The 26,909-nt window shown below is 65.0% G+C and carries 25 protein-coding genes and 1 riboswitch; of the genes, 15 read left to right on the forward strand and 10 right to left on the reverse strand.

Annotated elements, in window-relative coordinates:
• Together E4680_RS08435 and E4680_RS08440 are read right to left on the reverse strand one after the other, a co-directional pair.
• On the reverse strand, positions 1-383 hold a 383-nt coding region (locus E4680_RS08435), incomplete at its 3' end, for a LacI family transcriptional regulator (protein WP_135281975.1).
• Positions 380-1,072, reverse strand: a complete 693-nt coding sequence (locus E4680_RS08440; RefSeq protein WP_205688838.1) for a recombinase family protein — start codon at positions 1,070-1,072, stop codon at positions 380-382. The genes E4680_RS08440 and E4680_RS08435, both read right to left, overlap by 4 nt.
• A 349-nt stretch (positions 1,073-1,421) precedes the next feature.
• Here E4680_RS08440 and E4680_RS08445 point away from each other — a divergent pair, with 349 nt between their 5' ends.
• Entirely contained in the window at positions 1,422-2,087 is a 666-nt protein-coding gene (locus tag E4680_RS08445; RefSeq protein WP_135281976.1) for a hypothetical protein, read from the forward strand.
• A 173-nt stretch (positions 2,088-2,260) separates the two neighbouring features.
• Positions 2,261-2,437 (forward strand): hypothetical protein, encoded by a 177-nt coding sequence (locus E4680_RS14065; protein ID WP_167792451.1) that lies wholly within the window; start codon positions 2,261-2,263, stop codon positions 2,435-2,437.
• 298 nt (positions 2,438-2,735) lie between these two features.
• Here E4680_RS14065 and E4680_RS08450 read toward each other — a convergent pair whose 3' ends face one another.
• Complete coding sequence (locus E4680_RS08450; RefSeq protein WP_240696160.1) at positions 2,736-4,511, reverse strand: OPT family oligopeptide transporter; 1,776 nt, start codon at positions 4,509-4,511, stop codon at positions 2,736-2,738.
• Between the two features lie 806 nt (positions 4,512-5,317).
• Here E4680_RS08450 and E4680_RS08455 point away from each other — a divergent pair.
• From E4680_RS08455 to E4680_RS08465, 3 genes are all read left to right on the forward strand, one after another.
• Positions 5,318-6,157, forward strand: a complete 840-nt coding sequence (locus tag E4680_RS08455) for a glycosyltransferase family 2 protein (RefSeq protein WP_135281977.1) — start codon at positions 5,318-5,320, stop codon at positions 6,155-6,157.
• A 423-nt stretch (positions 6,158-6,580) separates the two neighbouring features.
• Entirely contained in the window at positions 6,581-8,059 is a 1,479-nt protein-coding gene (locus tag E4680_RS08460; protein WP_135282064.1) for a SulP family inorganic anion transporter, read from the forward strand.
• A gap of 10 nt (positions 8,060-8,069) precedes the next feature.
• Complete coding sequence (locus tag E4680_RS08465) at positions 8,070-8,936, forward strand: universal stress protein (protein WP_479688845.1); 867 nt, start codon at positions 8,070-8,072, stop codon at positions 8,934-8,936.
• 23 nt (positions 8,937-8,959) lie between these two features.
• On the opposite strand, the gene E4680_RS08470 is transcribed toward E4680_RS08465, so the two are convergent.
• Positions 8,960-9,871, reverse strand: a complete 912-nt coding sequence (locus E4680_RS08470; protein WP_135281979.1) for a hydrogen peroxide-inducible genes activator — start codon at positions 9,869-9,871, stop codon at positions 8,960-8,962.
• Positions 9,872-10,011: 140 nt separating this feature from the next.
• Here E4680_RS08470 and ahpC point away from each other — a divergent pair, with 140 nt between their 5' ends.
• Both ahpC and ahpF read left to right on the forward strand, forming a co-directional pair.
• Positions 10,012-10,575, forward strand: coding sequence for an alkyl hydroperoxide reductase subunit C (gene ahpC, locus E4680_RS08475; RefSeq protein WP_135281980.1), 564 nt, complete (start codon positions 10,012-10,014; stop codon positions 10,573-10,575).
• 76 nt (positions 10,576-10,651) lie between these two features.
• Positions 10,652-12,268 carry an alkyl hydroperoxide reductase subunit F gene (ahpF, locus tag E4680_RS08480; RefSeq protein ID WP_135281981.1) on the forward strand — a complete coding sequence of 539 codons (1,617 nt, stop codon included), beginning with the start codon at positions 10,652-10,654 and terminating at the stop codon, positions 12,266-12,268.
• Positions 12,269-12,431: 163 nt separating this feature from the next.
• On the opposite strand, the gene E4680_RS08485 is transcribed toward ahpF, so the two are convergent.
• From E4680_RS08485 to E4680_RS08495, 3 genes are all read right to left on the reverse strand, one after another.
• Complete coding sequence (locus tag E4680_RS08485; protein WP_135281982.1) at positions 12,432-12,644, reverse strand: tautomerase family protein; 213 nt, start codon at positions 12,642-12,644, stop codon at positions 12,432-12,434.
• A gap of 83 nt (positions 12,645-12,727) precedes the next feature.
• A complete protein-coding gene (locus E4680_RS08490; protein WP_135281983.1) occupies positions 12,728-13,105 on the reverse strand; it encodes a nuclear transport factor 2 family protein in 378 nt (125 codons plus the stop codon).
• A complete protein-coding gene (locus E4680_RS08495) occupies positions 13,102-13,710 on the reverse strand; it encodes a glutathione S-transferase family protein (protein ID WP_135281984.1) in 609 nt (202 codons plus the stop codon). The genes E4680_RS08490 and E4680_RS08495 overlap by 4 nt, the downstream gene beginning before the upstream one ends.
• Positions 13,711-13,836: 126 nt before the next feature.
• Here E4680_RS08495 and E4680_RS08500 point away from each other — a divergent pair, with 126 nt between their 5' ends.
• From E4680_RS08500 to E4680_RS08535, 8 genes are all read left to right on the forward strand, one after another.
• The gene (locus E4680_RS08500) at positions 13,837-14,733 is read left to right on the forward strand and encodes a LysR family transcriptional regulator (protein WP_135281985.1); all 897 of its coding nucleotides are present in this window, start codon (positions 13,837-13,839) and stop codon (positions 14,731-14,733) included.
• 289 nt (positions 14,734-15,022) lie between these two features.
• The gene (locus E4680_RS08505) at positions 15,023-15,805 is read left to right on the forward strand and encodes a VOC family protein (protein WP_135281986.1); all 783 of its coding nucleotides are present in this window, start codon (positions 15,023-15,025) and stop codon (positions 15,803-15,805) included.
• A gap of 154 nt (positions 15,806-15,959) precedes the next feature.
• On the forward strand, positions 15,960-16,373 hold the full coding sequence (locus tag E4680_RS08510) for an arsenate reductase ArsC (protein ID WP_240696161.1): 414 nt from the start codon (positions 15,960-15,962) through the stop codon (positions 16,371-16,373).
• A gap of 12 nt (positions 16,374-16,385) precedes the next feature.
• Positions 16,386-17,471 (forward strand): ACR3 family arsenite efflux transporter, encoded by a 1,086-nt coding sequence (gene arsB / locus E4680_RS08515; RefSeq protein WP_205688840.1) that lies wholly within the window; start codon positions 16,386-16,388, stop codon positions 17,469-17,471.
• A gap of 215 nt (positions 17,472-17,686) precedes the next feature.
• Positions 17,687-18,934, forward strand: a complete 1,248-nt coding sequence (locus E4680_RS08520; protein WP_135281988.1) for an MFS transporter — start codon at positions 17,687-17,689, stop codon at positions 18,932-18,934.
• Positions 18,935-18,981: 47 nt separating this feature from the next.
• A riboswitch (yybP-ykoY riboswitch) is annotated at positions 18,982-19,151 on the forward strand.
• Positions 19,152-19,155: 4 nt separating this feature from the next.
• Positions 19,156-19,722 (forward strand): TMEM165/GDT1 family protein, encoded by a 567-nt coding sequence (locus E4680_RS08525; RefSeq protein WP_135282066.1) that lies wholly within the window; start codon positions 19,156-19,158, stop codon positions 19,720-19,722.
• A 92-nt stretch (positions 19,723-19,814) separates the two neighbouring features.
• Positions 19,815-21,050, forward strand: coding sequence for a flavodoxin-dependent (E)-4-hydroxy-3-methylbut-2-enyl-diphosphate synthase (gene ispG, locus E4680_RS08530; protein WP_135281989.1), 1,236 nt, complete (start codon positions 19,815-19,817; stop codon positions 21,048-21,050).
• Between the two features lie 87 nt (positions 21,051-21,137).
• A complete protein-coding gene (locus E4680_RS08535) occupies positions 21,138-21,962 on the forward strand; it encodes a DUF2971 domain-containing protein (RefSeq protein WP_135281990.1) in 825 nt (274 codons plus the stop codon).
• Between the two features lie 98 nt (positions 21,963-22,060).
• On the opposite strand, the gene E4680_RS08540 is transcribed toward E4680_RS08535, so the two are convergent.
• From E4680_RS08540 to hrpA, 3 genes are all read right to left on the reverse strand, one after another.
• Entirely contained in the window at positions 22,061-22,390 is a 330-nt protein-coding gene (locus E4680_RS08540) for a glycine zipper domain-containing protein (protein ID WP_135281991.1), read from the reverse strand.
• A gap of 80 nt (positions 22,391-22,470) precedes the next feature.
• The gene (locus E4680_RS08545; protein WP_135281992.1) at positions 22,471-22,890 is read right to left on the reverse strand and encodes a hypothetical protein; all 420 of its coding nucleotides are present in this window, start codon (positions 22,888-22,890) and stop codon (positions 22,471-22,473) included.
• Positions 22,891-22,971: 81 nt separating this feature from the next.
• The gene (gene hrpA / locus E4680_RS08550) at positions 22,972-26,841 is read right to left on the reverse strand and encodes an ATP-dependent RNA helicase HrpA (protein WP_135281993.1); all 3,870 of its coding nucleotides are present in this window, start codon (positions 26,839-26,841) and stop codon (positions 22,972-22,974) included.
• Between the last annotated feature and the right edge of the window lie 68 nt (positions 26,842-26,909).

The raw sequence follows: 26,909 nt of genomic DNA on the forward strand, positions 1-26,909 counted from the left end.
ACCGCCAGATCGAACAGCGTGATGTGGTTCGGAAGTGCGTCGTCCAGGATGGCCGCCACGATATCGGGCGCCAGCGTAGTCAGGTTGACCATACGGCTGACGTAGCTGTTGTCGATGCCCTCCCGCGTGGCGATCTCCTTCAAGGACTTTGCTTCCCCCGATTCCAGCATGGCCAGCCAGCGGTGGCCCCTGGCCAGCGCCAGTTGGATGGATGTCGGTGCCACATCCCACGGTCTGACCGGCACGGTTTCGCCGTTCGGCAAGGTGACCAGCTTGCGGCCACTACGGCGCTTGATCTGGATCGGTACCGACAGGGTCAGCCGGCCATCACTCGCCTCAACGATGTCCGGCTCGCCAGTTTTCTGGATGCGGATGCCGCTCATGCCAGTGCTTCCTCTCGTTGCTCTACCGGTTCGGGGCGCAGCTCCAGCACCAGGCGTTCGATGCCGTTGGCGCGCAGCCGCACTTCGAGGTCGTTGGGTGACACGATGACTTTCTCGACCAGCAGTTTCACGATCCGGGTCTGCTCGGCCGGGAAAAGTTGATCCCAAATCGCGTCGAGCCGAGTCATGGCCACGGTGATCTTCGCCTCGTCCAAGGTTGGATCGAGCTTGATCGCTTGCGACAGCATGTCGCCGAGTAGATTCGGCGCGCGCAAGATCGCGCGCAGTTGATCGGGCACCGCCGATTCGAGTTCTGCGGCCGGCAGTCTCGGCAAGCCCGACGCTCCTGCATGCTCCTTGGCATCGCGCTGGGGCACGTAGTACCGATAGCGCCGGCCATTTTTCTTCGTGGTGTGCCAGGGCGACAGTGCCCGCCCGTCGTTTCCGAACACGATGCCTCTGAGCAGATAGGGAACCTTGGCCCGCGTCGTGTTGCCCCGGACTCGGCCATTCATCTCCAGAATCGCGTGGACACTGTTCCACAGCTCGCGGCTGCCGATGGGCGGATGCTCGGCCTGGTACCACTGGCCCTTGTGCCGTAACTCACCGAGGCCGGTTCGGTTACTGAGGAGCTTGTCGATGTGGCCCTTGTCGATCGGTCTGCCATCGCGCGTCTTGCCATGTTGCATGGTTCAGGCCTTGGACGTCACACCATCCAGTTTCAGCCCTTGACCAGTGAGGTGCTTTCTGCGTCGTGGCAGCCGGGGCATTCAGGCGCATGAGGGGCCTCGGTTATTCGTCGTTCTCGAATAACTGCCGCCGATGGCAAATACGCCAACACCAGGTCACGGCGGCGCTGAACGAGGGCGAATCAACCTGATGCAATTCAGCCCGACTTGATACCGATTGGAGCAAGAGGGCTTGCTGGCCCAAGCCTGACTCTGCGACGGCCTGACGGGGCGACGCAACGCCAATCTGGGCGACAACAAGGGGTTGTTCTGTTCGGCGTTCTTCGAACTGTCGATTGGCTTCGAGCGGGTGCTGAAGCTGGTCTTGGTCCTCGACCAGATGGCGCGCAACCAGCTGGCTCCTCCCGACAGCAAGACCGTCGAGGATTACGGGCACCAGCTTCGCGCCCTCTTAGACGCCGCAAAGGCCGTTTACGCCGCGCGCAACGTGTCTGCACTGAATGGATTTCAGGCCGATTCGTTGCCCACTGGGATCCTGGGCTTCCTGGACGATTCCGCGCACCCCGGCGGGCGCTATTCGAACATCAACAAGCTGACCGGCCACAGGCATCAGGCGATGGCCGACCCCATCACGCGATGGGGCGAGATGGCGAGCCAGATCATGCGCACGCAGGCCGCTGCGCGGGCGCGCGAACGCGCGCAGATGAACGGCCGGACGGCCGATGTTGCGTTGGGTGATGCTGCAGCCCGCGTGATGAGTGATCTCAACCCGCGACGGATGGATGTCGCGCCGCTGCATGTCCGGGCCTCGGAACCGGATACCGCCGTCAAGTACGCTATCGACGCATTGGTCACTCTGATCGTCGCGTTGCGCGATGTGATCGACTCGCTTTGTGGGAGTGCGTGGGCGGTCAATCCGGCTGGTCAATCCGGCGCGGCTGAGGTGCCGGCCATGAAAGCGTTCGTGCTGTTTGCCTGTGCAGACCGGCAGTACGCGATGCGGAAGCGGCCATGACCGACCGCGCAAGAAGCCGATTCTGCGGCGGTACCGCCCGGCGACTCTCAAGATGCCCTCGCAGGCCGGTGTAGGCTGACGGCGAGGCCTCTGAGCAAAGGCTGCTGTACCGCTCGCGACTGGTATTAACGGACGATCTCATACATAAAGGTCCCATCAATGACAGCTAGACCATGAAGCGAACAAAAGACACTGACGCCATCTCGACGATGCAGGACAACGCGGTACAGGCCTTCGTTCCGCATCCGCTGCCGCCCTCCAATCCTCCACAGGCTCCCGAGGCATTTCCCAATCTGAATCATCAGGCCGAGCCGGCTCTCGCCCGCCTGTCCGCGGCGTGTCGTGGCTGATGCCGTCGGTTGACTGGCTGCGCTATAGCACCATCCGTAAGACGGCCCTGCTCACCTCGCGAATTGAAGGTCCGCAGGCACATTGACCGACCGGCCTCGATGAGGCAGCGGAAGTCGCCGTCCGCAACACGAACGATGTCGGGGAAGTTACCCACGATCTGCGGGCCTTACGGTTGGCCCAGAACAACTCGCGCGATCCCAATGGACTGCCCACCAGCGTGCGTCTGCTGTGTAAGGCCTTCCGTGTCCTGATCGACGGGGTGCGCCGGATACGGCGTCTTGAATGTGTCGCGGACGATCACACGCCGCGCAGCAACCGGCTCGCCGCAGCCGCGATCCCGGCCAGACTTTCGCCGGCCACCAGGCCGGCAGCAATCGCCAACAGAAAGCGCGCCGCCCAGTGCGGCGCCAGGCGGGAGAGCGCCGCGCCGATCAGCGCGCCGAGAAACAGCGACACCGAATTCCAGGCCGGGATCACGAAGGCCAGTCCCATCGCGGAACCGCTCGGCATCCACCGCCCCCACGTCGGCACCAGCTCGGCGATCAAAGCCAGTGCCACACCGGCAATTGCCGCAACAATCAGCGCCGAGACACTGCCGGGCGGCAAGGACCCTGCGCCGCCCTGCAGGACTTCAGCGACGGCTTTCCAGGTGGCGACCGCCGGAGCGGGCCACTCGGGTGTCAGCAGCATGCTGTGCGGATCGGGAATCAACAGCAGGTAAGCGGCGCTACCCACCAGCGCGCCGGTGGCCACACCGAACAACTGCGCAATTGCCTGGAATCTCGGCGCGGCGCCCAGCAGCATCCCCGCCTTCAAGTCGTGCAACAGGTCGGCGCACTGATCGGTCGCGCCGCCGGTCACGTTGGCGGCCATGAGGTTGTTGCTGATGTTGCCCGGGGTGATCACCGCAAAGGACACCTGCGTGACCTTGCCGGTGGCGCCGATGGGTGTGATGCCGGTTTCGCCTGCCACCCGCGCTGCGACGATCGCCAGTCCGAAGGCCAGCAGCGTGGCGATCACCGCGGCATACAGGGCGATACCGAACAACGCCATCTGGGCCACCACCGAAATCAGCCCGGCGATGACCGCGCCCGACCTGAACCAGGCCGCCGGGACCTCCCCGATCGCCGCGGCCGTCTCGATCCCGGCAAGCGGTTCCCGGCGACGATGCCGATGCCACCCGGCTGCGACCACAGTCGTGAGCGACGCGCTGACCATCAACGCCACGCCCGGCCACAGCAACCATTCGACCATCGGCCCGAACCATACCGCCTCCGGCGCACCCGGCTCGGTCCAGCCCCGGGCAATGGTCCATGGGCCGATCCACCCCCAGGCGATGAGTGCGCCCAGCAGGAGGGACAGACCAACCTTGAGCCCCACGATGGCTCCGAAACCGATCATCAGCAACGACGGGTCCAGCGCGAAACCGAGGTTGTGCAGGCTCGCACTGCGCCCCGGCAAAGTCAGCGTCGGCGACCAGCGGGACACCGTAAACATAAACTCCTGCCCGAGCTTCAGGGCCGCTGCCAGCGTCAGGCTCGCGAACAGTACCCGCACCCGCGCGGTGGCCTCGGCGCCGTGACTGTAGATCTCGCGCAGCGTCTGGGCCGTCGCCATGCCGGCCGGAAATGGCAAGCCGCTGCGCAGCAGCATCTGACGGCGCAGCCCGACCGCCACCATCACGCCGAGAAAACTCACCACGAACAGCCAGCAGGCCAGCCAGGCCCAGGACAGTTGCGTCCCGTTCACCAGTGCCAGCGCTGGGATGGGCGCCGCCAGGCCGCTGGAAACGATGGCCGCGGCAGCCGATGCGGCGGTCTGGTTGATGGTGTTTTCCATCAAGCCGAAACGGCGCACGCCGAACACTTCCATGAGCCGCCACAACGCCAGGCCGATCAGCGCGGCCGCGATCGACATGTTGAAGCTCCACCCGATTTTGAGACCTGTGTAGATGTTGCATGGCGCGAGCACGCCGCCGATCACCATGCCCGTGACCAACGCGCGCAGTGTCAGCTGGGGTTCGTGGGAACTCTCCCGCCCTGGACCCATCGCCGCATCCGCATTCGATTGCAACCGCACCCTCCCGATCATCGATCCGCCGTCCTGCGAAAATCCGGCTGGCCGGACCACGGCGCACCATCGCACGCATGCTGGTCCGGAACGCCGATGCGACGGCTCGGCCGTTTCGGCCGTCATTCCGTGGATCAGCGCGCCGGCATCTGGGATCACCGACGCCCATCCCGCCGTCCCACAGCGCGACGGCGCCTTCCACGTCCCCGCCGTGCACACGGTGGAACCCGGACGTGTCCGTCCGACCGAGCAACCACCATACCGAATCGAAGGCCATCCGGCCGCCCCGATGGGCTCGGTCAGCACCCCGCCCGAGGGGCGGAACACGGAACGACGGCCCCCGCCGCCCAGGGTTCAGGTACGCCGCTTCGATGGCGGGCGTCGCCGCCGGAAGGCAGGTTCGGGCGCTGTTCCGGGCTTGGCAGCACAGCATGCCTGCGAAGATCGCCGGCCACAGTCCGCGCACAGGGCATCCATGAGGCATCCGTACCAGATCAGTGCGCCCCCCGGCCAGGGGCCACAACACGCCAGCGGGGCACGCCGCCGTCCATCCCATTGAGTTCGAAGCCCTTTCCGACATTGATCCTTTGGACGTTCATGGTCCCTTAACAGCAATACGCGGGGATTCACCTAGAATTGAGTGACCTGTCGATACCGTTGACTGGCAGGGTTATTGCGTAGTACCCAATACGACCCAAAGTATCGTGCCGCACGACATGAGACAGCGATCAGGCCATCAGAGATGAAGCGAACGTCGCGCACGCGCTTGTCGCGATACTCAACCAGCACTTCTCTATGGAGGCTTCAATATGGCCGCCCAACCCGCCAGGAGGCTTCAGCCGAAGATCCCGACGCCTGCGTCAATGCCACTACGTGGAAGAATCAGCGATCTGCCCTCAATCAGCGTCATCATTCCCTGCCTGAATGAAGAAGGCGTCGTGGATGGCCTGATCGATGATCTGCTGGACAACGATTACCCGCACTTCGAAATCATTGTCTGCGATAGCGGAAGCAGCGACGGCACAGCGGCCGTCGTGACCGAACGCGCGCAGACCGATCCGCGCCTGCGCTTGGTGACGGCACCGAAGCGCGGCGTTTCACTCGCCCGGAATACCGGCGCGTCGGCGGCGCAGGGCGACTATTTCGTTTTTCTCGATGCCGATGCTCGTGTTCCCCATGACTACCTCGAAGTCGCCATGACCGAGATCCGCCAAAGAGTTCTGGCGGTGGCCACCTTCTACATGCGCGCCGGAAACGATGACCGGCTGTGCCGGCTGATCGTCAAGGCGTTCAATCATTGGATTTCGATCCTGCAATACATCAAACCCACCGCGCCGGGTGCATCAGGCTTCTGGGTGCGGCGCGACCTGCACGCGAAAACCGGCGGGTACGACGAAACCCTAAACTTTGCCGAAGATCTGAAATACCTCGCCCACTGCAGTCGGTTCGGCAAGTTCGGGGTCCTGCGCAAGCAGCGCGCGATTATCAACATGCGCCGTTTCGAGCAGGACGGCCGAATCAAGACCGGGCTCGAGTGGCTGTTCGGCGGGATGACGCATACGATCGGACTTCGTTTGCGGCGCACGCCGTTCAAGTACCGTTTCGGTCACTACAGCGCCGTAGGTACAGGCAAAGGCCGGAACATCTGAGCCTCGACTGAGACCCCGCATCGGCACCCCGAGCCCTCTGAACAGAACCACCGGGGATCGGGGCGCGGGCGGGGCGCCCGGATGGACCCTGGCGCACTGGCGTACTTCGGTGGGCCATGGCCATCGCCCGCCGGGGTCAAACACCGGTCGCAGGTGACTCTCGGCAACACGTCCGGAAGCACTGCCGCCAGCGCGGGCTGCCGTTTGCCGCATCGACCAGCAGGCGCTAGAATGCGCGGTTTTTCAGCGCATCCCGTCCTCGATCACCAACGGCGCCTGCCCTTGCCAGCCGGGGCTGCCGCGCGCCGCGCACGGCGGCCCACACCAGCCGACACTGCGCGGCTTCCCGGCCCCGTCATCTTCCGCCTGGACACCACTGCTGCGAGAACCGGGGCCGTCCGAAACCAAGCCAAGGAGCCCACCTTGCTCAAGTCGATCCAACAGGACTGGCTGTCCAACGTTCGCAATGATCTGCTTGCCGGTCTGGTGGTGGCGTTGGCCCTGATCCCCGAAGCCATCGCGTTTTCCATTATCGCGGGTGTCGACCCCAAGATCGGGCTTTACGCCTCGTTCTGCATCGCGGTGGTGATCGCGTTCGTCGGGGGCCGTCCGGGGATGATCTCGGCGGCCACTGGAGCCATGGCGCTGGTCATGGTCACCCTGGTCAAGGAACACGGCCTGCAGTACCTGCTTGCGGCCACGGTACTGACGGGTGTGCTGCAGATCATTGCGGGATGGCTGCGCCTCGGCACATTGATGCGCTTCGTCTCGCGCTCGGTGGTCACCGGCTTCGTCAACGCCCTGGCGATTCTCATCTTCATGGCGCAGCTGCCCGAACTCATCGATGTCACCTGGCACGTCTATGCGATGACCGCCGCTGGCCTGGGCATCATCTACGGCCTCCCCTACCTCACCAAGGCCATTCCCTCACCGCTGGTCACCATCGTGGTGTTGACCGGCGTCGCCCTGGCGCTGGATCTGGATATCCGCACCGTGGGCGACATGGGCGAGCTTCCCGACAGCCTGCCGGTGTTCCTGCTGCCGGACGTGCCGTTCACCCTGGAAACCCTGGCGATCATCCTCCCCTACGCCCTGACGCTCACGGCCGTGGGGCTGCTCGAATCGCTGATGACGGCCACCATCGTCGATGACCTCACCGATACCCGCAGCGACAAGAACCGCGAATGCGTCGGGCAGGGCGTCGCCAACATCGCCAGCGGCTTCATCGGCGGCATGGCTGGCTGCGCCATGATCGGCCAGTCCGTCATCAACGTGAAATCCGGCGGGCGCGGACGCCTGTCGACGTTCTGCGCCGGCCTCTTCCTGCTGGTGCTGGTGGTGTTTCTCGACACCTGGGTGAGCCAGATCCCGATGGCGGCGCTGGTGGCCGTGATGATCATGGTCTCCATCGGAACCTTCAACTGGTCGTCCATCCGCAATCTGCGCAGCCACCCCAAGAGCTCCAGCGTGGTCATGCTGGCCACCGTGGCCGTCACCGTGGCCACACACGACCTGGCGATGGGCGTGCTCACCGGCGTATTGCTCTCGGGGTTCTTCTTTGCGCACAAGGTCGGCCAGATTCTGCGCATCACCTCGCTCGCCGAAGACGAAGGACATGCGCGGACCTACACAGTCTTCGGCCAGGTCTTCTTCGCCAGCGCCGAGCGCTTCATCAACGCCTTCGACTACAAGGAAGTGATCGAACAGGTGCGCATCGACGTCAGTCGGGCGCATTTCTGGGACATCACGGCCGTCAGCGCCCTGGACAAGGTGGTGCTGAAGTTCCGCCGCGAAGGCACCGAGGTCGAAGTGATCGGGCTCAACGAAGCCAGCGCGACCCTGGTCGACCGCTTTGCTATCCACGACAAGGATGGTGCCGACGACTTCCTGCTGGACCACTGAGGGACGCGCCGTGATAGATCCGCAGAACAAGGTTCTGGCCTGCGTCGACCGGTCCCGCTTCGCGGTGCACGTGGCGGACTACGCCGCCTGGGCGGCGAACAGGCTGAATGCGCCGCTGGAGTTTCTCCATGTGATCGACCGCCACCCTGAGCGCAGCACCGGCGATGATCACAGCGGAACCATCGGTATCGACGCTCAGCAGCACCTGCTGACCCAGCTTTCCACCGAAGACGAACAGCGCGCCCGCAGCACCCGCGAACAGGGGCGCATCTTCCTGAAGCAACTGCGCGAACGCGCCCTGGCGGCGGGCTGTCCCGAGGTCGACGTGCGCCAGCGCCATGGCGAGCTCGAAGACACCCTGCGCGAGCAGCAGGCGCAAGTCCGGCTGATGGTGCTGGGCCGGCGCGGCGCATCGGCCGAGGCCACCCGGCGCGATCTGGGCCGCAACGTCGAGCGGGTGGTCCGCGCGCTGCGCCGGCCGGTGCTGACCGTCACCGAGGGCTTCAAGCCACCCGAACGGGTGATGATCGCCTTCGATGGCAGCGGCGTGACCCGCCGGGGGGTCGAGATGATCGCCGCCAGTCCGCTGTTTGCCGGCCTGCCGATTCACCTGCTGATGTCCGGCAAGCCGCGTGCCGATGCACCGCGACAACTCGATTGGGCGCACGCCAGACTGGAGACTGCGGGCTTTGCGGTGACGCCGGCCTGGGTCCCCGGCGATGCCGAAACCGTGATCGCCCGCGTCGTTCAGGAACAATCGATCGACCTGCTGGTCATGGGCGCTTTCGGTCATTCGGTGCTGCGCCGGCTGATCCTCGGGAGCAAGACCGCCGATCTGCTGCGTTCAGCCACCATCCCTACCCTGCTGCTGCGATAGCACAGGTCGGGCGCGGCGCCACGTTACGCGGCCGCGCGCGGCGATGGCCGCAACGCAGCCTTGCACACCGCCATCAGCGCCTCGATGCTGGCGGTGCGGGTGTAATTGGGCCGAATCACGAAGGCAATACGCCGGTGGGGACCAGGCTCGTTCAGATGCACCGCCGAGAGCGCGCTGTTCTGGGAAATCAGCTGATCCAGCGCCATCTCCGGGATCAGGGTCGTCCCGAGCCGGCCCAATACCATCTGCACCAAGGTATTCAGGCTGGCGGCGCCGAAGCCGTGGTTGGCAGTCTGCCCGGAAAGCTTGCAGGCATCGAGAATGTGCGCCTTCAGGCAGTGCCCTTCCTTGAGCAGCATCAGATTGCTGTGGTTCAACTCGTCGCTGGTGATTTCCTTCTGGTGTGCGTGGACATCCTCGGCCAGCGTCACCCAGTAGAAATCCTCCTGCCAGAATTCCAGCGTCAACAGGCCGTCGACCGGGAACGGCAGCGCCAGAATGGCCGTGTCGATCTCGCCCTGGCGCACCATGTCCACCAACATCTGGGATTGCTCCTCGACGATGTTGAGCTGCGCCTTTGGGTATTGCGCGCTGAGCAAGGGCATCATCCGGGGCAGCAGAAACGGCGCAATGGTAGGAATCAGGCCGACCGAGAGCGGGAAGTTCAGTGGATCCTTCTGGCTCTGGGCCAGATGCTGCAGCTCGTCCACCTGCAGAATCACCTTGCGGGCCTGCGCCAGTACCTGCCGGCCGAGCGGGGTCACCAGCACCTTCTTGTTATCGCGCTCGAAAATCTGCACTCCAAGCTGCCTTTCCAGTTCGTTGAGCGCGGTGCTCAGGGCGGATTGGCTGATATTGCACTGCTCGGCGGCCTTGCGGAAATGCAGCGTCTTTTCCACCGCCAAGGCGTAATGGAGCTGTTTGATGGAAACCATGCCGGACCCCTTTTGATCATCTTGCGTTCTATATTTTGGAACGTCATGATAATTTTAATTCAATTTACATATGAACGGGGCATGCTTAGGATCGAGAGTCACAACAACGCTTTTCCAACCCACCGAGAAAGGAGTGCACCATGGCGCTGATCAACACAGCCATCAAACCCTTCAAGGCCACCGCTTTCAAACAGGGCGAGTTCATCGAAGTGTCCGATCAGGACCTGAAAGGCAAGTGGTCGATCTTCTTCTTCTACCCCGCCGACTTCACCTTCGTCTGCCCGACCGAGCTGGGCGATCTCGCCGACCACTACGAGGAGTTCCAGAAGCGCGGCGTGGAAATCTATTCGGTCTCCACCGACACACACTTCACCCACAAGGCCTGGCACGATTCGTCTGAAACCATCGGCAAGATCCAGTACACCATGATCGGCGACCCAACCGGCGAGATCACCCGCAACTTCGACGTGATGCGCGAAGGCCAGGGCCTTGCGGACCGTGGCACCTTCATCGTGGACCCGGACGGCGTCATCCAGGCGATGGAAATCACCGCCGAGGGCATCGGCCGTGACGCAGAAGACCTGCTGCGCAAGCTCAAGGCGGCCCAGTACGTTGCCGCCCACCCGGGCGAAGTCTGCCCGGCGGCCTGGAAAGAAGGCGAGTCCACCCTGGCGCCTTCGCTCGACCTGGTCGGAAAGATCTAGTCCGAAAGGGGGGGGTGTGGGCGCCGGCCCGCACCCCGCTCGACCCGCCCACGCAAGCACGGCAAAGGACCGAACCATGTTATCGAAAGACATCCTCCAAGCATTGCAAGGCTACGCCGCGAACATGCAAAGGCCGGTCACGTTCGTCTTGCAGACCGGCGCGCACAGCAAACGCGACGAACTGGCGCAGTTTCTGGCCGAGATCGCCAGCGTCAGCGACAAAATCACGCTTGAAGAGCGAGACCTGCCCGGTCTGCGCAGCCCCCTCAGCTTCGCGCTGCTGGCGGGCGGCGAAGACACCGGCATCCGCTTTTCGGGCATCCCCAGCGGGCACGAGTTCAACTCGCTGGTGCTCGCCATGCTGCAGGCCTCGGGCACGCCCATCAAACTGGACGACTCCCTCCAGCAGATGGTCGGCCGAATCAGCGAGGCGCTGCACTTTGAAGTGTTCGTCAGCCTCAGCTGCCACAACTGCCCCGAGGTGGTGCAGGCGCTCAACCAGTTTGCGCTGCTCAACCCGAACATCCGCACCGAGATGATCGACGGTGGCCTGTTCCAGGACGTCATCGCGGAGCGCGACATCCAGGGGGTGCCGATTGTGTACCTGAACGGCGAAGTCTTCGCCAACGGCAAGGTCACCGCCGCTGAACTCATCGACCGGCTGGTCGAGCGCTACCCGCAGATCGCCGAGTCCGCGCCCACAGCCCGCCTGCCCCTGCAGGACGTGGTGGTGGTCGGCGGCGGCCCAGCTGGGGTGAGCGCCGCCATCTACAGCGCGCGCAAGGGCCTCGCCGTGACGCTGATCACTGACCGCATGGGTGGCCAGGTAAAGGACACCATGGGCATCGAGAACCTGATTTCCGTGCCCAAGACCACCGGCCCCGCGCTCACCGGCGCCCTGCAGGCGCACCTCAACGCGTACGCGGTCACGGTCAAGGAACACCTCAAGGTGCTGAACGTGACCCAGGGACCGATCAAGCGCCTGACGCTGTCCTCGGGCGAGCAGATCGACACCAAGACCCTGATCGTGGCCACCGGCGCCAAGTGGCGCGAGCTCGGCGTTCCGGGGGAGAAAGAGAACATCGGCAACGGGGTCGCGTATTGCCCCCACTGCGATGGCCCCTTCTTCAAGGGCAAGGACGTCGCGGTCATCGGCGGCGGCAACTCCGGCATCGAAGCGGCGCTGGACCTTGCCGGCATCGTCAAGTCGGTCACCGTGTTCGAGTTTCTGCCCGAACTCAAGGCGGACAAGGTGCTGGTCGACCAGGCGCTGGCCCGGGACAACATCCGCATCCTCAAGAACGTCGCGACCAAGGCGATCAAGGCCGAGGGTGGCAAGGTCACGGCCATCGAATACGTCGAGCGCGCCACCGACACACCGCACAGCCTCGCCCTGGATGGTGTCTTCGTCCAGATCGGCCTGGTGCCCAACAGCGACTTCCTGGCCGATGTGGTGGAGCGCACCCGCTTCGGCGAGGTCGTCATCAACGAGAAGGGCGAAACCTCCGAGGCCGGCATCTATGCCTGCGGGGACGTCACGACCGTGCCCTACAAGCAGATCGTCATCGCCATGGGCGAGGGTGCAAAGGCCGCGCTCGCTGCGTTCGAGTACCTGCTGACCCGTTCGACGGATCTCGCTGCGGCCTACGCGGCCAGCGGCACCGATCCCCTGGAACAGGGGAAAGCGGCCTGACCCGAAGCCCCGCGGATGGGATGACGGCAACACGCCAAGCGCATCCCCTTTGACCCGGCGGCCGGCACCGCCGGGTGTTCTGTTTCGGACTCCAGGCAGCGGACCGGCCACCGGGACCCAGGCTCGCGTCATCCCGACAAGACCCCGACCGGACCGGTTCCGCTCACCGACGATCGGTTGCCCGGCGCCGCTGCTCGGTCACGGAGATGCCACCCACCCCCCAGTTATCGGTCGATACTTCCTCGATCACCACAAAGGTACTGGCCGGGTTCTTGCCCAACACATCCACCAGCATTTGCGTGGTCCGCTCGATCAATTCAGCCTTCTGCGCCGCGCTGACGCCATCGTCAGTCACGCGAATGTGAACATAGGGCATACCTTTTCTCCTTGGTTTGAACAGTCAATGGCGCGGTATCGCGCCGCCAGCGCCCAGCCGCATCGTACCGGTGTGGAGCGGCCTCAGGCACGGGGCGCGTACATCTTGTTGACGATGCGCCATTGCCCATCCTCCCGCAGCAGGCTGAGGCAGTCGGTAAACCGATCGCCCAGCAAGGGGCAGTCGACTTTCGCAAGGGCCTGGTCGCCCATCAGGTCGATACCCAGAATCCCGTAGGCGAAGGGGTCCTCTCGCACCGCGGGCGAGCTGCGCCGGGCTACCATCGCGAGCCACGCATCGAGGCTGCGCCGGAGCCCGGGGGCCTGCAGCGCCGCCTGTGGATCGAACAGCGACCGAAGCAAGGCGGGATCGCCCTGGTGCAGGCCTTTGCAATAGGCACGCACCAACGAAGCAATCGCCGCCAGATCCGCTTGCCCACGCAACGATTCCGTGCCGCTCATGCCACCGCCCTGGCTTGCTCTTCGGCCAGTCCGGCCTGAAAGCTCGGGCGCGCCATCACCGCAGCGGTCATGCGCTTGACCGCCTCACCCAGCTCGATCGTGACCGGGAATTGCGCGTTCCAGCGTGCGTACACCGTCAGCATCACATCAGCCGCAGTGGGTTCACTGCCGCCCAGGAAGATGTGCTCACCCAAGCGGGTGTTCACCGTGGCCCAAAGAACGCTCACCGCATCGGCGGCCGCTGCCATGGCTTGCGCTTTAGCGGGCCCCGCTGCCATCGACTTTGCCAGGAAGAACAGCCGCCCATAGGCCGGATGCACGGTGGCATTGGCGAACATGATCGCGTCGATCGCCGCGTCGCGGGCCGGACCGGACCGGGGCAGCAAGGGGCTGTCCGCGGCCTCCAGCAGATGGATCATCGCCGCCGCACCCTCGCGCAGCACCCGATCTCCATTCACCAGCACCGGGACGGTGCCGACCGGATTGATGCGCGAGAAGTCGGCAACCCCCCGCTTGTCGACCAGCTCGATCGGCAATCCCAACTCGCGCGCCATGACATGGGTGGCCAGAGAGCAGGCACCGGGCAGAAAATAGAGTGTGTACATGGGACTGAAAACCTCCGAATTACGTCATCGTCGACGGGAGGGTCGACGTCGGTGCAGCGTAGTTCGGAAACGAAATTCGAAAAATCCGTATTCTGTACATGCACTGTTGCCATTTCGGAAACATTCATGAACAAGCTACGGGCCATGCAACTGTTCGTTCGCATTGCGGAGCTGGGAAGCTTCAGTCGCGCGGCCGATGAATTGGCACTGTCGAAATCGGTGTTGAGCAAGGAGATGACCCGTCTGGAAACCGCGCTGGGTATCCGCTTGCTGCAGCGCAGTACCCGCCGGCTCGAGTTGACGGAACGAGGACAGGATTATCTGCAGCGCTGTCGGGCGATTCTGGCTCAGGTGGAATCGGTCGAGGCCGAACTCATGGCTCTGGACGGCGCGCCGCGCGGCAAACTGCGCGTCAACGCGTCCATGTCCCTCGGTCTGACCGAGTTGTCGCAGGCACTCTCGGCCTTCATGGCGCAATATCCCGAGATCGAACTGGACGTCGAGCTCAGCGACGAGTGGGTCGATCTGATCACCCAAGGCTTTGATCTGGGATTCCGCGCAGCCAGCCGCCCGTTCGACTCGAGCTACGTCGGCCGGGCCGTCGCCACCTTCCGCTTTCATGTCTGCGCCGCCCCCGAATACGTCGCGCGTCACCCCCCGATCCGCACCCCCGCCGACCTGAGCCGTCACAACTGCTACGTCTACCGCCACTTCCGGGGCGGTACGGTCTGGCCAATCGGAGATGGGGTGCAGATCGGCGGCCGACTCCGGGCCAACAACACCCTGTTCATCCGGCAAGCCGTCCTCGACGGGCACGGCATCGCCATGATGCCGAGCTTTGTCTGCGGCGACGGCCTGGCCAGCGGGGCCCTGGTCGAGTTGCTGGCCGATCATCCGCGCCCACCGCTGATCCTGTATGCCACCTATCCGGCCCGGCGCCACGTGCCGCCCAAGGTCTCGGCGTGCGTGGCGTTCATTGAGCAATGGTTCGCAGCCGACGGCGCCGCGAATGAACGGCCTTAGCGGGCGAGGTGTCCCGAAAAACAACAGCCCATCGCCGTCAACCGCCGCTATCGATCCTGCGGAAATCAGTTTGTCATGAATGTCCCTGGGAGAATGTGCTTTGATACCGGGCAGGTGAAGATGGCATGGTTTGTCGTCACCACCCCGACCCGGGCCTTCGGGGACATCGCTGCGGCTGCCCTGCCGCAACCGCGCCGGCGGTTGCCGGGCCGAGCCGCAGCCTCCCACCCCATGTGTTCGCCCGACACCGCCCCACGGCAACACCACGACCGTGGTTCTGGAGCGCGCTATGGCCAACAAACACGGCGATTTTGTCTGGTACGAACTGCTCACACCCGATGCCGACGCAGCGCAGCGGTTTTATGGCGAGGTGGTGGGGTGGCAGATAGCGCGGGGCGACCTGTCCGGTCTCGACTATCGCGTCCTGTCGGCGCAGGCGGCCGAGTCCGACGCCAGCCATCAGATCGGCGGGATCATGCCGCTGACCCCGGCCATGATCGACGGCGGCGCGCGGGCGATTTGGCTGGGCTATATCGAAGTCGACGATGTGGACCAGGCCGTCACCCGCCTCCAGAACGCCGGCGGCCGGGTGCTGATGACAGCCGCCGACCTGCCGGGTGTGGGCCGCATCGCACTGGTCGCCGACCCGCAGGGCGCCCTGTTCTATCTGATGCACTCCTTGGACGCACAGGACAGTCTGGCCTTCGCCCATGACCTGCCCCGGCCGGGTCACTGCGCGTGGAACGAACTGACCACCCCGGACGCCAAGGCGTCGCTGGCGTTCTACAACGCCCAGTTCGGCTGGGTGAAAGATGGCCAGATGGATCAGGGACCCAACGGCACTTATGAGTTCCTTCGCCACGGCTACGGGCTGGGCGCCCTGAATCCGAGCCCGGATGCGGCGCCCGCGCAATGGACGTACTATTTTCGCGTGGCTGATTTCGACACGGCGGTCGAGCGCATCGGCGCCGGTGGTGGGCAGATCGGGATGGGGCCGGTAACGATTCCGGACGGCGACCGGATCCTCCATGCCGTCGACCCCCAAGGGGCTCGCTTCGCGCTCATTGGCTGAATTCGGTGCGCCGCCCGGCCCGGCAAGCCGAGAATAGAGCGGCACCGATATTTCCATAAATTGCGAACTATGGAATAATCCAATTGCGGCCACTTCCGGATGCAAGCCGCGGCCCCACCGTCTGGCATCCCCTTTTTCAGAAGGCAGACGCATCGTGTCCACACCCAAAACCGTTCTCGTCCTTTGCACCGGCAACTCCTGCCGATCCCAGATGGGTGAAGCCATCCTGAATCATGACCTCGACGGCCTGGTGCGTGCCATTTCGGCCGGCACCGCGCCGCAACCAAAGGTCGCCGATGGTGCGCTCGAGGCCTTGCGGCTCGCCGGACTGCCGACCGGCAGCCTGTACCCCAAGACGGTCGATGCGGTCCTGAATCAGGACATCGATCTGGTGGTGAGCGTATGCGACAACGCTCGGGAGACCTGCCCCATATTTCCCCGGCCGGTCAGACGGATCCATGTCGGATTTCACGATCCGCACGGGGAGCCGCTGGCCAGCTTCATAGCGGTGCGTGACGACATCCGCGCGCGCCTGGTTCCCGCTGTTCGCGAAGCCCTCGAACTTTAAGGAGTATCCGTCATGTCGGCCCAGTGTGAAGTCACCGCCAAAGCCGCCGCGGGTGAACCCATGAGTGTGTTCGAACGCTTTCTTACCATATGGGTGTTTCTCTGCATCGGCGCCGGTATTCTGGCCGGTCAGGTCGCACCGGAGCTGTTTCGCTGGGTGGGCAGCCTGGAGGTAGCGCGCGTCAACCTTCCGGTGGGCCTGCTGATCTGGGTGATGATCATCCCGATGCTGGTCAAGGTCGACTTCGGCGCAATCCATGAGGTCCGCCAGCATGTGCGCGGGATCGGCGTCACGCTGTTCGTCAACTGGCTGGTCAAGCCGTTTTCGATGGCTTTTCTCGGCTGGCTGTTCCTGCGTCATCTGTTCGCCCCGATCCTGCCGGCCGACCAGATCGACAGCTACATCGCCGGCCTCATCCTGCTGGCCGCTGCACCGTGCACGGCCATGGTCTTCGTGTGGAGCCGGCTGTCTAATGGCGATCCTTTGTTCACCCTGTCTCAGGTAGCCCTGAACGACACCATCATGGTGTTCGCATTTGCACCCATCGTCGCCTTTCTGCTTGGAATTTCGGCGATTACCGTACCCTGGGACACCCTGCTGACCTCGGTCGGCCTGTATATCGTCGTTCCGGTCATCCTCGCGCAGCTCTGGCGCCGACGCCTGCTGGCCCGGGGACCCGAAGCATTCGATGCCGCCATGGCGCGGATCGGCCCCTGGTCAATCGCCGCGCTGCTTGCCACACTGATCCTGCTGTTCGCCTTCCAGGGCGAGGCGATCCTGAAGCAACCGCTGATCATCGCCCTGCTGGCGGTTCCGATCCTGATCCAGGTGTTTTTTAATTCCGCACTGGCCTACTGGCTCAACCGGGTGGTGGGCGAGAAACACAGCGTAGCCTGCCCGTCAGCCCTGATCGGCGCATCGAATTTCTTCGAGCTGGCGGTCGCGGCGGCCATCAGCCTGTTCGGCTTTCAATCCGGCGCGGCGCTGGCGACCGTCGTAGGGGTGTTGATCGAAGTCCCGGTCATGCTGCTGGTCGTGCGGGTGGTCAACGCCTCGAAAGACTGGTACGAATCCGGCGCCGTCGGCGCGCGCGGCTAGCCAACACGGGGCGATCGCGAGGGTCAGCGCCGGCCGAAACCGTCGGGTCCAAAAAAACCCGATGAATGCGATCGCCCCTCGCACAGCAGCCGATCCGTGGGATTAATGGCGCCAAGTCCGGTATGCTTGGGCGGGCCGAACGACTGCGGCAAGGCTAGCGCCCGCCGGCACGTCGACCCCCGTATCCGCCCCTTTTTGCGCCAGATTCCACGATCATGCTGTCCACGCTGTTACCCATCGTTTCCCTGCTGCTTGGCATTGGCATCCTGCTCATCGGCAATGGCCTGCTGGGCACCCTGCTCGCCCTGCGGGCGGGTATGGACGGTTTTTCCGATCCGGTCATCGGCCTGGTGATGTCCGCCTATTTCGTCGGCTTCTTCGGGGGAACCTTCATCTGTCCAACGCTGATTCGCCGGGTGGGACATATCCGGGCATTCGCCATCTTCGCGGCGATCGCCGCGGTAGCCGCTCTGCTGCATGTGTTGATGATCGAACCCTTTTTCTGGCTGGCGTTGCGCGTCGTCAGCGGCGTCTGTCAGGTAGGCCTCTATACGGTGATCGAGAGCTGGCTGAACGCCTCGATCCCCAATGCCCGACGCGGCCAGGTCTTCGGTGCCTACATGGTGGTGACCTTGTTCGCCCTGGCCTTGGGTCAGGCCCTCATCACCCATGCCGACCCCGCCGGATTCACACTGTTCGCCATCGCATCGATGCTGATGTCTCTGGCGCTGCTGCCGATCGCTTTCACCAGCATCCCCCAACCGCAGCTGGCCCGAACGCCGCGCCTGGGCCTGCGCTTTTTGTACCGCGCCTCACCTGCTGCGGTCGGCGGAACGCTGGCCTCTGGGCTCATTATCGGTGCGTTCTGGGGGATGGGACCGGTTTTTGCCCTGCGCATCGGGTTGGACGAGGCCGGAGTCGCCGGGTTCATGAGCGCCACCATCCTCGGTGGCGCCGCCCTGCAATGGCCCATCGGGCACCTGTCCGACCGGGTCGACCGTCGCCGGGTACTGGCGGTCATCGGCGCAACCGCCGCTCTGGTTGCCCTGGTAACCCTGCTGCTTACCGAAGGCCCCGTTTTCGGGTTGGTGCTGGCCACGTTCCTGTTCGGGGGGCTGGCATTCAGCGTGTATCCGGTGAGTGTGGCGCATATGAACGATCACCTGCAGCCGGAAGAAGCGCTCGAGGGCAGCAGCGGTCTGCTGCTGTTGCACGGACTCGGGGCCGCGGCAGGCCCGGCCCTGGTCGGCGTGTTGATCGGCAGCTTCGGTCCTCGCAGCCTGTTGATCTATTTCGCCGTCGCGCTCGCTTCGCTGGCGGTCTTCGTGGCCTTGCGCATCCGGCAGGCGCCGCCGGTCGCGTTGGAAGACCACGCGCACTTCGCACCGATGGTGCGCACCTCGCCGGAAGCCCTGGCGGTGGTAGCCGATACACCGCCTTCTGCCGATCCGGAGGCGTCCTGATCCGGACAGCCAAGCGCTGGGCTCGGCAACCTCGCTGCGTTAGAATCGCAGCCGTCATCGGGGAGTAGCCGCTCTTCCACCGGAAGAGGCTTGCGTCAACACACTTGGCCCCATCGGCCATGGCGCAGGCAGTCCCGCACCTGGCAAGACCGTTGACCACAGCGCCGCCGCAGGCCGGGGTAGCGCTGTGGTCATCGATGTCGTTCCGGCCGGGGATGTTCATGGAAGCGTTCTTCGTCTCCACCAGTCTGGTCGCGCTGGCCGAAATCGGCGACAAGACTCAGCTCCTCGCCTTTATCCTCGCGGCGCGCTTCCGGCGTCCCGTGCCCATCATGCTGGGCATCCTTACGGCCACCCTGTTCAATCACGGCCTCGCCGGCAGCCTGGGCGCCTGGATCGCAAGTGCGGTCGATCCGGCCATCCTGCGCACGGGGCTGGGATTGTCGTTTCTGGCCATGGCCGTCTGGATGCTCATCCCCGACCAGCTTGATTCCGACACGATGCGGCTTTCGCGCCGCCTGGGTGTCTTCGGCACCACCCTGCTCGCCTTTTTCTTCGCTGAGATGGGCGACAAAACCCAGATCGCGACGGTGGCGATGGCGTCGCATTACGCCGCGCTCGGTCCGGTGGTCGGCGGCTCGACGCTCGGCATGATGATCGCGAACGTCCCGGCCGTCCTGATCGGAGAGCGGCTGGCGCAACATCTGCCCACCCGGCGCATCCACCAGCTCGCCGCTGCGCTGTTCGCGCTGCTGGGCGGCATGGTGCTGTTGGGTCTGGGCGGATGAAACGCACCCGTGTCGTCACGACCGACAGGCAAAATCCCCACGGCAGTTGGGCTATCATGGCCGCACGAACGACCCACGAGAATCTTCCGATCATGGACAATCCGACAAGCCCATCACGCCATCCCACGCACGCCGTCCGCATTCGCAACATGACGGTCGGCGGCAGCGCGCCCGTCGCCGTGCAGTCGATGACCAACACCGACACCGCCGACGAGGTCGCCACCGCCATTCAGGTGGCGCAGCTCCATCGCGCCGGCTCGGAGTTGGTGCGCATCACGGTCAACACGGTCGAGGCGGCGGCCGCGGTGCCCGGGATCCGCGAACGGCTGGACCGCATGGGCCTCGACGTGCCCTTGGTCGGCGATTTCCACTTCAACGGCCACAAGCTGCTGGCCAGCAATCCGGCTTGCGCGGAAGCGCTGGACAAATACCGCATCAACCCCGGCAATGTCGGCAAGGGCCAGCGCCGTGACAGCCAGTTCGCGCAGATGATCGAGCTGGCCTGCCGCTACGACAAGCCGGTCCGCATCGGTGTGAACTGGGGCAGCCTCGATCAGGATTTGCTGGCGCGCATGATGGACGACAACGCCCGCCGGCCCGAGCCGTGGGACCCGCGCCGTGTCATGGACGAGGCACTCATCGCCTCGGCACTGGACAACGCGGCGCGCGCCGAGGAACTGGGCCTTGCCGCCGATCGCATCATCATCTCCTGCAAGCTCAGTGGCGTGCAGGACCTGATCCGCGTCTATCGCGAGCTGGCCCGTCGCTGCGCCTACTCCCTGCATCTGGGCCTCACTGAAGCCGGCATGGGCGTCAAGGGCATCGTCGCCTCCACCGCCGCGCTGGCCGTGCTGCTCCAGGAAGGCATCGGCGACACCATCCGCATCTCGCTCACGCCGCAACCCGGCGAACCGCGCACCCGCGAGGTGGAAGTGGCGCAGGAGATCCTGCAGAGCATGGGCCTGCGCGCCTTCACGCCCAGCGTCGTCGCCTGCCCCGGCTGCGGGCGCACCACCAGCACCGTGTTTCAGGAACTCGCGCGCGACATCCAGAGCCACCTGCGCGAGCAGATGCCGCTCTGGCGCGAGCGCTATCCGGGCGTGGAGAACATGACTGTCGCGGTCATGGGCTGCGTGGTCAACGGCCCCGGCGAAAGCCGGCATGCCAACGTGGGGATTTCATTGCCCGGCACCGGCGAGGTGCCAGTGGCGCCGGTCTATGTCGACGGCGAGAAGACCGTCACGCTCAAGGGCGACACCATCGCCGCGGATTTCTCGCGCATCGTGGATGACTACGTGGTGCGCCGCTACGGCAAAGCTGCCCTTTAGGCTGCATCACGTCGTAACCCGTCCGTCACCCTATAAGCGCCGCTGGGCCAGCTTACGTCCGCTTGTCATTCCAGGGAACGCATTGCGATGACCGAATCGCACTCACGCAAGATCGATGACGAGAAGTGCGTCGCGCACTACACCCCTTTCGAATCCGGCATGAAAATATTGACGAGCAATGAGCTCCGCCTCGGTCGTGTCGAGCGTCTCTGCGACCCGCGAGAACGTACGTTTGGCTGGATAGAGATCGACTCTTTTGTTGAAGACGGGAGCTCAACTCTCGACTTCGTCAGACGCGAATCCAAAATCACGGCAGCCCAAGAACGCTTTCAGAAAAATTGCCGCATTCTTTGCACCTGCACCCGAATCGCGGGCGAACACACCTTTTGCCCGGTCGAGTCATCGGCTTACGGCCGGCCGCGGATGTGGGCCCAGTACGGAGGAAAAGGCGAAGGTCTGTGTCTCGTTCTGGACAGAAACAAGGTTCAGACGGCTTTGAAAAAAAAGGCGGAACACCCGAGATATCTTCTTGAGGGAGAGGTCGCCTATTATCCCTGGCTCTCCCAGGGAGGTGGGGGCGCATCGCTTTCTTCCGATCCGGACATCGATTGGGACACAGTGAACGTTTTCGATCTGGTCAACGAAAACGAGATGATTCGCTCGACCTTGTTCAGGAAGAGCATCGACTGGAGGGACGAGTCAGAGTACCGGTGGTTGCTCTACTCCGAGGAGAGCGGCGATGTGAGTCTGCAACTGAATCAATGCTTGGCGGGCATCGTCCTAGGACCAAATGCGCAAAACGAATCTGACATCGAAACGGTTCTTGCCTATTGCCAGCGTTTTCAGCGGCCGTGCTACCGCCTCGAATATTGGCACCCTAAGTACAGAATCACCGAACTCGGGTGGCGTTAGTGATCGACGGCGGAACCAGCCATGTAACCAACCGCTCACCCGTGGTTCTGCACAGTAACGCGGGCAAGGCTGCGCCGCCGGGGAGGCGGCGCAAGGGCTCAGCAATTGCCTTTCTTCGCCTGCCCCGGCGGGCAGAAGCCCCCGCGTGCGGGCGGGGCGACGATGACGGCTGGCGCCGAGCCACCCACCGAATGGTGGTGATGGCCATCCCGATCCTTGTCGACGGCAATCGCGGTGCCAGCAGCCGCGCCGAGCGCGCCACCCAGGATGGCGCCCTCGCGGCCGCCGACCTGCTGGCCGATGACGGCGCCGGTGGCGCCGCCGAGCGCGCCGCCGATGGCCGCTTCGGTGGTGGCGTTCTGAGCCATGACGGGTGCGACCGCGGTTAGGGCGAAGAGCCCGACCGCACGTACTACACTGGATTTCATTGTCGTTATCCCCCTATTCAAAACGAGCCGGTCGGCACCACGGTGAATGAACCGGATTCACGCGGGATTCTGTTGGCAGGTCAATGATCGTGCCAATCGTCATGCCGGTGAGCCTTGTGCGCCTTGCGGTGCGCGATATGACCATGATGATGGTGAGCCATGTGATGGCGCGCTGCACGCCGCGCCCAGCGATGATCATGGGTGTGATAAGCGGCGGCGGGCCGCGCCGGACGATAGACCACCGGCGCTCCAGAGCGATAGCTATGAGGATGCGCGGGTCGGTAACGATGATCGTGATCATCCACCGCCAAACCGGCTCCGAGTGCACCCCCCAGGGCGCCGCCGATCGCCGCCCCGGTGGTGCCGCCGAGTTGCTGCCCGATCACGGCACCGGCCGCACCGCCCAGCGCGCCGGCGACCATCGCCTCGCGCCGCTCGTCACCCGCCAGCGCATTCATCGATCCAAGGCCAATCAATCCTGCCAGCAAAAACCGCTTCATGCGCGTCACACTCCAATCCGATACCCCTCTTGGGGCGCCTACAGATTGGAACCGGCAATCGGTGCAAACAACTGTTTCCGCTCAGCGACAGTCCTCGAACAATTCTGCCAGACGACGCTCGGACACCCGACCCTGAACGCCGAGTTCCTGGGCGAACAACGACAGGCGATATTCCTCGACCATCCAGCGCAGTGCATCCCGCCGGGCCGCACGATCGGGATCGTCGGTGGCGGACAGTTCGGCGAGGCGTCGCAGCCAGTGCGCGACCGCCGCCTGCCACTGGGCATCGCGCGCTGCCCGTCCGGGCAGCTTTTCGAGCCGCAGCCGCGCGCCCTTGAGGTAGACCGCCAGCCGGCCGAGCCAGGGGTCCTCGATGCGCGCCGCAAACCCCGGCGCCATCAGCCACTCGGCTTGCGCCCGGATGTCGGCGAGGACACTGCGTCGGGGTTCTGGCGCGTCTGCCTGCAACAGAGGCCGCAGCACCTTGTATTCCGTGAGCGCCGCGTGCACGGCCTGGGCCACCTGCGCCGCCACCGGCATGAGCTGGCGCCGGCCGGCGTCGAGACGGGCGGCGAACGTGTCGGCATCGCGGGGCAACGGCAGGGTCAGGAACAATCGCCTGAGGACCGCCTCGACCAGATCGGCCCGCAGCGCGTCCCAACGGCCCTGCGGCGCATACAAGAGCCCGAGCTCACGCGCCAGCGGCATCTGTTTTTCCAGAAGACGCATCGATGCGCCCAGGCGCTGACGCACCAGCGCCAGAATGCCCGCCCGATGAGCGGCCCGGGCGGCCTCGGGTCGGTCGAACAGGCGCAGCGCCACGGCATCCCCCTCCACAGCGAGCGCCGGCCAGGCCGGCACGCGCAAGCCCGCCCGCACGACCTCCACCGCACCGTCGGGGAGTGGGCCGAAATCCCAGTCGGTTACCCGGTCCCGATTCCAGCGCGCGACCTCCTCGCCCTTTGCCGGCGCGGCTTGCGCAGGCGCCACGATCCGGCCATCGCCGTGATGGGCCGCCTGTAGTGCGCCCAAATCGCGCCCTGAAGCGACAATGCTCCCATCCGGGCCCAGAATCTCGAAGCGCATGCGCAGGTTGTCGGGCACGCTATCCTCCGGCCACTGATCCGGGGGCACCTCGACACCGGTCATGCGGGCCAGTGCCCGCGAAAGCCCGGGCCGCAATGCGACGTCCGCCTCCTCAAGCAGCGCCTCGGTCGCGGCTTTCGCGAAATGGGGGGCGGGAATGAAATGACGACGCAGGGCCTTGGGCAGACCGCGGATCAGGGCTTCCACCTTGTCGGCGAGCATCCCGGGGACCAGTCGCTCGAACGACTCGGCGCGCAGCGGCGCCAGAGCCGGTTGGGGGATCTGCACCGTCACCCCGTCCTCCGGATCGCCGGGCTCGAAGCGATAGCGCAGCTGCAGCGGCATGCCCTCGACCGTCATCTGATCGGGATAGGCGCGACTGTCCGCCCAGGCCGAATCGGCGCGCACCAGATCCTCGCGGTGCATGAACAACCGCCCGGGATCCTCACGCTCGGCGGCTTGCCGCCAGCGCTCGAAACGCACCATGTCGTGAACATCCGCCGGGATGCGCTGCGCGTAGAAGTTGAAGGGCGCTTCTTCATCCAGCAAGGCACCGGGCTGGCGAAGCTTGGCTTCCTCCTCGAGCAGCTCGGCCCACAGCGCACGATTGTGCGCCAGAAAGCCCCCGCGGGTACGGCATTCCCCGGCCACCAGGCCCTCGCGGATCAGAAGCTCCCGCGCTAGCACCGGATCGATCGGGCCATAATCCACCCGGCGTCGGGCGCTGAGGATCAATCCATGCAGGCTGGTCTGCATGTAAGCGCCCACCCGCCCAGCGCGCGCCTGCCAATGCGGCTCCAGATAGCTGCGCTTGAGCAGATCCCCGGCAGCAGCCTCGACCCAGGGCGGCTCGATCGCCGCCACAGTGCGCGCATAGAGCCGGCTGGTCTGCACCAGCTCGGCGGCCATTACCCATTCCGGACGCTTGCGCGCCAGGCCGGACCCGGGATGCAGGTGAAACCGCACCCCACGCGCGCCCTGGTAATCGCCTTCCTCACGCTTGTGCCCGATGCGGCCCAACAGGCCGCTGAGCAGGGCCTGATGGATGGCTGCTTCCTCGGCCGGCTTCTGATTCACCCGCAAGGATTGCTCGTGCACCAGTTGCAGCAGTTCGCGGTGCACATCCGACCACTCGCGCATGCGCAGCGCCGAAACCATGTGCGCTTCACAGAACTGCCGCCGCGCCGCGCTCGAACTGCCGGCCTCGCGCCACGCCGCCCACAGCCGCAGATAGCTCAGAAAATCCGACCGGGGATGCCGAAACACGGCCTGTTTGCTGTCGGCGAGCGCCGCCTGTTCGGGCGGCCGCTCGCGCGGATCACCGACCGCCAAGGCGCTGGCGATGATGAGCACCTCGTGCAGGCAGTGATGTTCGGCGCCGGCCAGCACCATGCGCCCGACCACCGGATCCACCGGCAGCCGCGCCAGATCCCGGCCGCGCCGGGTGAGCTGCCCGGCGCCGTCCAACGCGCCCAGCTCGCGCAGCAGCTGCAATGCGTCCTTCACATAGCGCGCATCGGGCGGGTCGGGAAAGGGGAAATCCTCGATTTCGCCCAGCCGCAGGGCCTTCATCTGCAACACCACACCCGCGAGATTGGTGCGCTGGATTTCCGGGTCGGTGAAACGCGGCCGTGCGAGGTAGTCCGCCTCGCTGTAGAGGCGGATGCAGGTGCCCGGCGCGGTGCGGCCGCAACGGCCGGCGCGCTGATCGGCACTGGCCTGGGAGATGGCTTCAATGGGCAATCGGCCCACCTTGGTGCGATGACTGTAGCGACTGATGCGCGCCACACCGGTATCGATCACATGCCGGATGCCGGGCACGGTGAGCGAGGTTTCGGCGACGTTGGTCGCGAGCACGATGCGCCGCTGCCGATGCGGCCGAAATACCAGATCCTGATGCCGCGCGGCCAGCCGGGCATAAAGCGGCAGAATCTCGGTGCCGGGCAGATTCTGCCGGCGCAGCGCTTCGCCGACTTCGCGGATGTCGCGCTCGCCGGGCAGGAACACCAGGATGTCCTGGCGACCACCTCGGTCCAGCTCGGCCACCGCCGCCAGCACACCGTCTGTCGGATCGCGCAGCGCCTTGGGGTCGGCGTCGAGCGGTCGGTAGCGCAGCTCCACCGGATAGGTCCGCCCCGCCACGCTGAACACCGGCGCGCCGTCGAAGTGGCGGGCAAAGCGTTCCGGGTCGATGGTGGCCGAGGTGATGACGACCTTCAGATCCGGCCGACGCGGCAAAAGATGCTTGAGGTAGCCCAAGAGAAAATCGATGTTCAGGCTGCGCTCGTGCGCCTCGTCGATGATCAGCGTGTCGTAGGCCCACAGCATGCGGTCGCGCGCCAGCTCGGCGAGCAGGATGCCGTCGGTCATCACCTTGATGAAAGGATCGGGACCGAGCTGTTCGGCAAACCGGACCTGATAACCCGCCACTTCGCCCAAGGGCGAGCCGAGTTCCTGGGCCAGCCGCGCCGCCACGGTGCGCGCCGCCAGCCGGCGCGGCTGCGTGTGGCCGATGAGTCCGCGGATGCCGCGCCCCGCTTCCAGGCAGAGCTTGGGAATCTGGGTGGTCTTGCCCGAACCGGTGGCGCCGCAGATCACCACCACCGGATGCGTCGCTATGGCCGCAACCAGTTCGTCGCGCGCTCCACTGACGGGCAGCTCGGGCGGATATTGCAAGGCTGGCAGCCGCGCCCGCCGCGCCGCGCAGGCGGCCCGGCTGGCCTCGACACGCTCGGCCAGCTCGCTGGCAGACAGCCGGCTTTTCCGGTTCTTGAGCTCGCGTAGCGCGCGCCGCAGAGCCGGCTGATCGATGCTGCGCACCTGCGGCAGCAAAGCGGCCAATTCATCCCAGTGAACATCAGACATGGTGGTGCAGCAATTCGGTCAGACGGTGAAGCGGCGCGGCTCGCAGTTGCCCAAGGACCCTCGACGGG

The sequence above is a fragment of the Candidatus Macondimonas diazotrophica genome (assembly GCF_004684205.1).
Lineage (GTDB): Bacteria > Pseudomonadota > Gammaproteobacteria > UBA5335 > UBA5335 > Macondimonas > Macondimonas diazotrophica.

What these genes read in the sequence shown, in the direction of transcription:
- E4680_RS08440 (WP_205688838.1), bottom strand. Translation starts at nt 1,072, where the DNA reads ATGCAACATGGCAAGACGCGCGATGGCAGACCGATCGACAAGGGCCAC.
- E4680_RS14065 (WP_167792451.1), top strand. Translation starts at nt 2,261, where the DNA reads ATGAAGCGAACAAAAGACACTGACGCCATCTCGACGATGCAGGACAAC.
- E4680_RS08455 (WP_135281977.1), top strand. Translation starts at nt 5,318, where the DNA reads ATGGCCGCCCAACCCGCCAGGAGGCTTCAGCCGAAGATCCCGACGCCT.
- E4680_RS08470 (WP_135281979.1), bottom strand. Translation starts at nt 9,871, where the DNA reads ATGGTTTCCATCAAACAGCTCCATTACGCCTTGGCGGTGGAAAAGACG.
- ahpC (WP_135281980.1), top strand. Translation starts at nt 10,012, where the DNA reads ATGGCGCTGATCAACACAGCCATCAAACCCTTCAAGGCCACCGCTTTC.
- ahpF (WP_135281981.1), top strand. Translation starts at nt 10,652, where the DNA reads ATGTTATCGAAAGACATCCTCCAAGCATTGCAAGGCTACGCCGCGAAC.
- E4680_RS08485 (WP_135281982.1), bottom strand. Translation starts at nt 12,644, where the DNA reads ATGCCCTATGTTCACATTCGCGTGACTGACGATGGCGTCAGCGCGGCG.
- E4680_RS08490 (WP_135281983.1), bottom strand. Translation starts at nt 13,105, where the DNA reads ATGAGCGGCACGGAATCGTTGCGTGGGCAAGCGGATCTGGCGGCGATT.
- E4680_RS08495 (WP_135281984.1), bottom strand. Translation starts at nt 13,710, where the DNA reads ATGTACACACTCTATTTTCTGCCCGGTGCCTGCTCTCTGGCCACCCAT.
- E4680_RS08500 (WP_135281985.1), top strand. Translation starts at nt 13,837, where the DNA reads ATGAACAAGCTACGGGCCATGCAACTGTTCGTTCGCATTGCGGAGCTG.
- E4680_RS08505 (WP_135281986.1), top strand. Translation starts at nt 15,023, where the DNA reads ATGGCCAACAAACACGGCGATTTTGTCTGGTACGAACTGCTCACACCC.
- arsB (WP_205688840.1), top strand. Translation starts at nt 16,386, where the DNA reads ATGTCGGCCCAGTGTGAAGTCACCGCCAAAGCCGCCGCGGGTGAACCC.
- E4680_RS08520 (WP_135281988.1), top strand. Translation starts at nt 17,687, where the DNA reads ATGCTGTCCACGCTGTTACCCATCGTTTCCCTGCTGCTTGGCATTGGC.
- E4680_RS08525 (WP_135282066.1), top strand. Translation starts at nt 19,156, where the DNA reads ATGGAAGCGTTCTTCGTCTCCACCAGTCTGGTCGCGCTGGCCGAAATC.
- ispG (WP_135281989.1), top strand. Translation starts at nt 19,815, where the DNA reads ATGGACAATCCGACAAGCCCATCACGCCATCCCACGCACGCCGTCCGC.
- E4680_RS08535 (WP_135281990.1), top strand. Translation starts at nt 21,138, where the DNA reads ATGACCGAATCGCACTCACGCAAGATCGATGACGAGAAGTGCGTCGCG.
- E4680_RS08540 (WP_135281991.1), bottom strand. Translation starts at nt 22,390, where the DNA reads ATGAAATCCAGTGTAGTACGTGCGGTCGGGCTCTTCGCCCTAACCGCG.
- E4680_RS08545 (WP_135281992.1), bottom strand. Translation starts at nt 22,890, where the DNA reads ATGAAGCGGTTTTTGCTGGCAGGATTGATTGGCCTTGGATCGATGAAT.
- hrpA (WP_135281993.1), bottom strand. Translation starts at nt 26,841, where the DNA reads ATGTCTGATGTTCACTGGGATGAATTGGCCGCTTTGCTGCCGCAGGTG.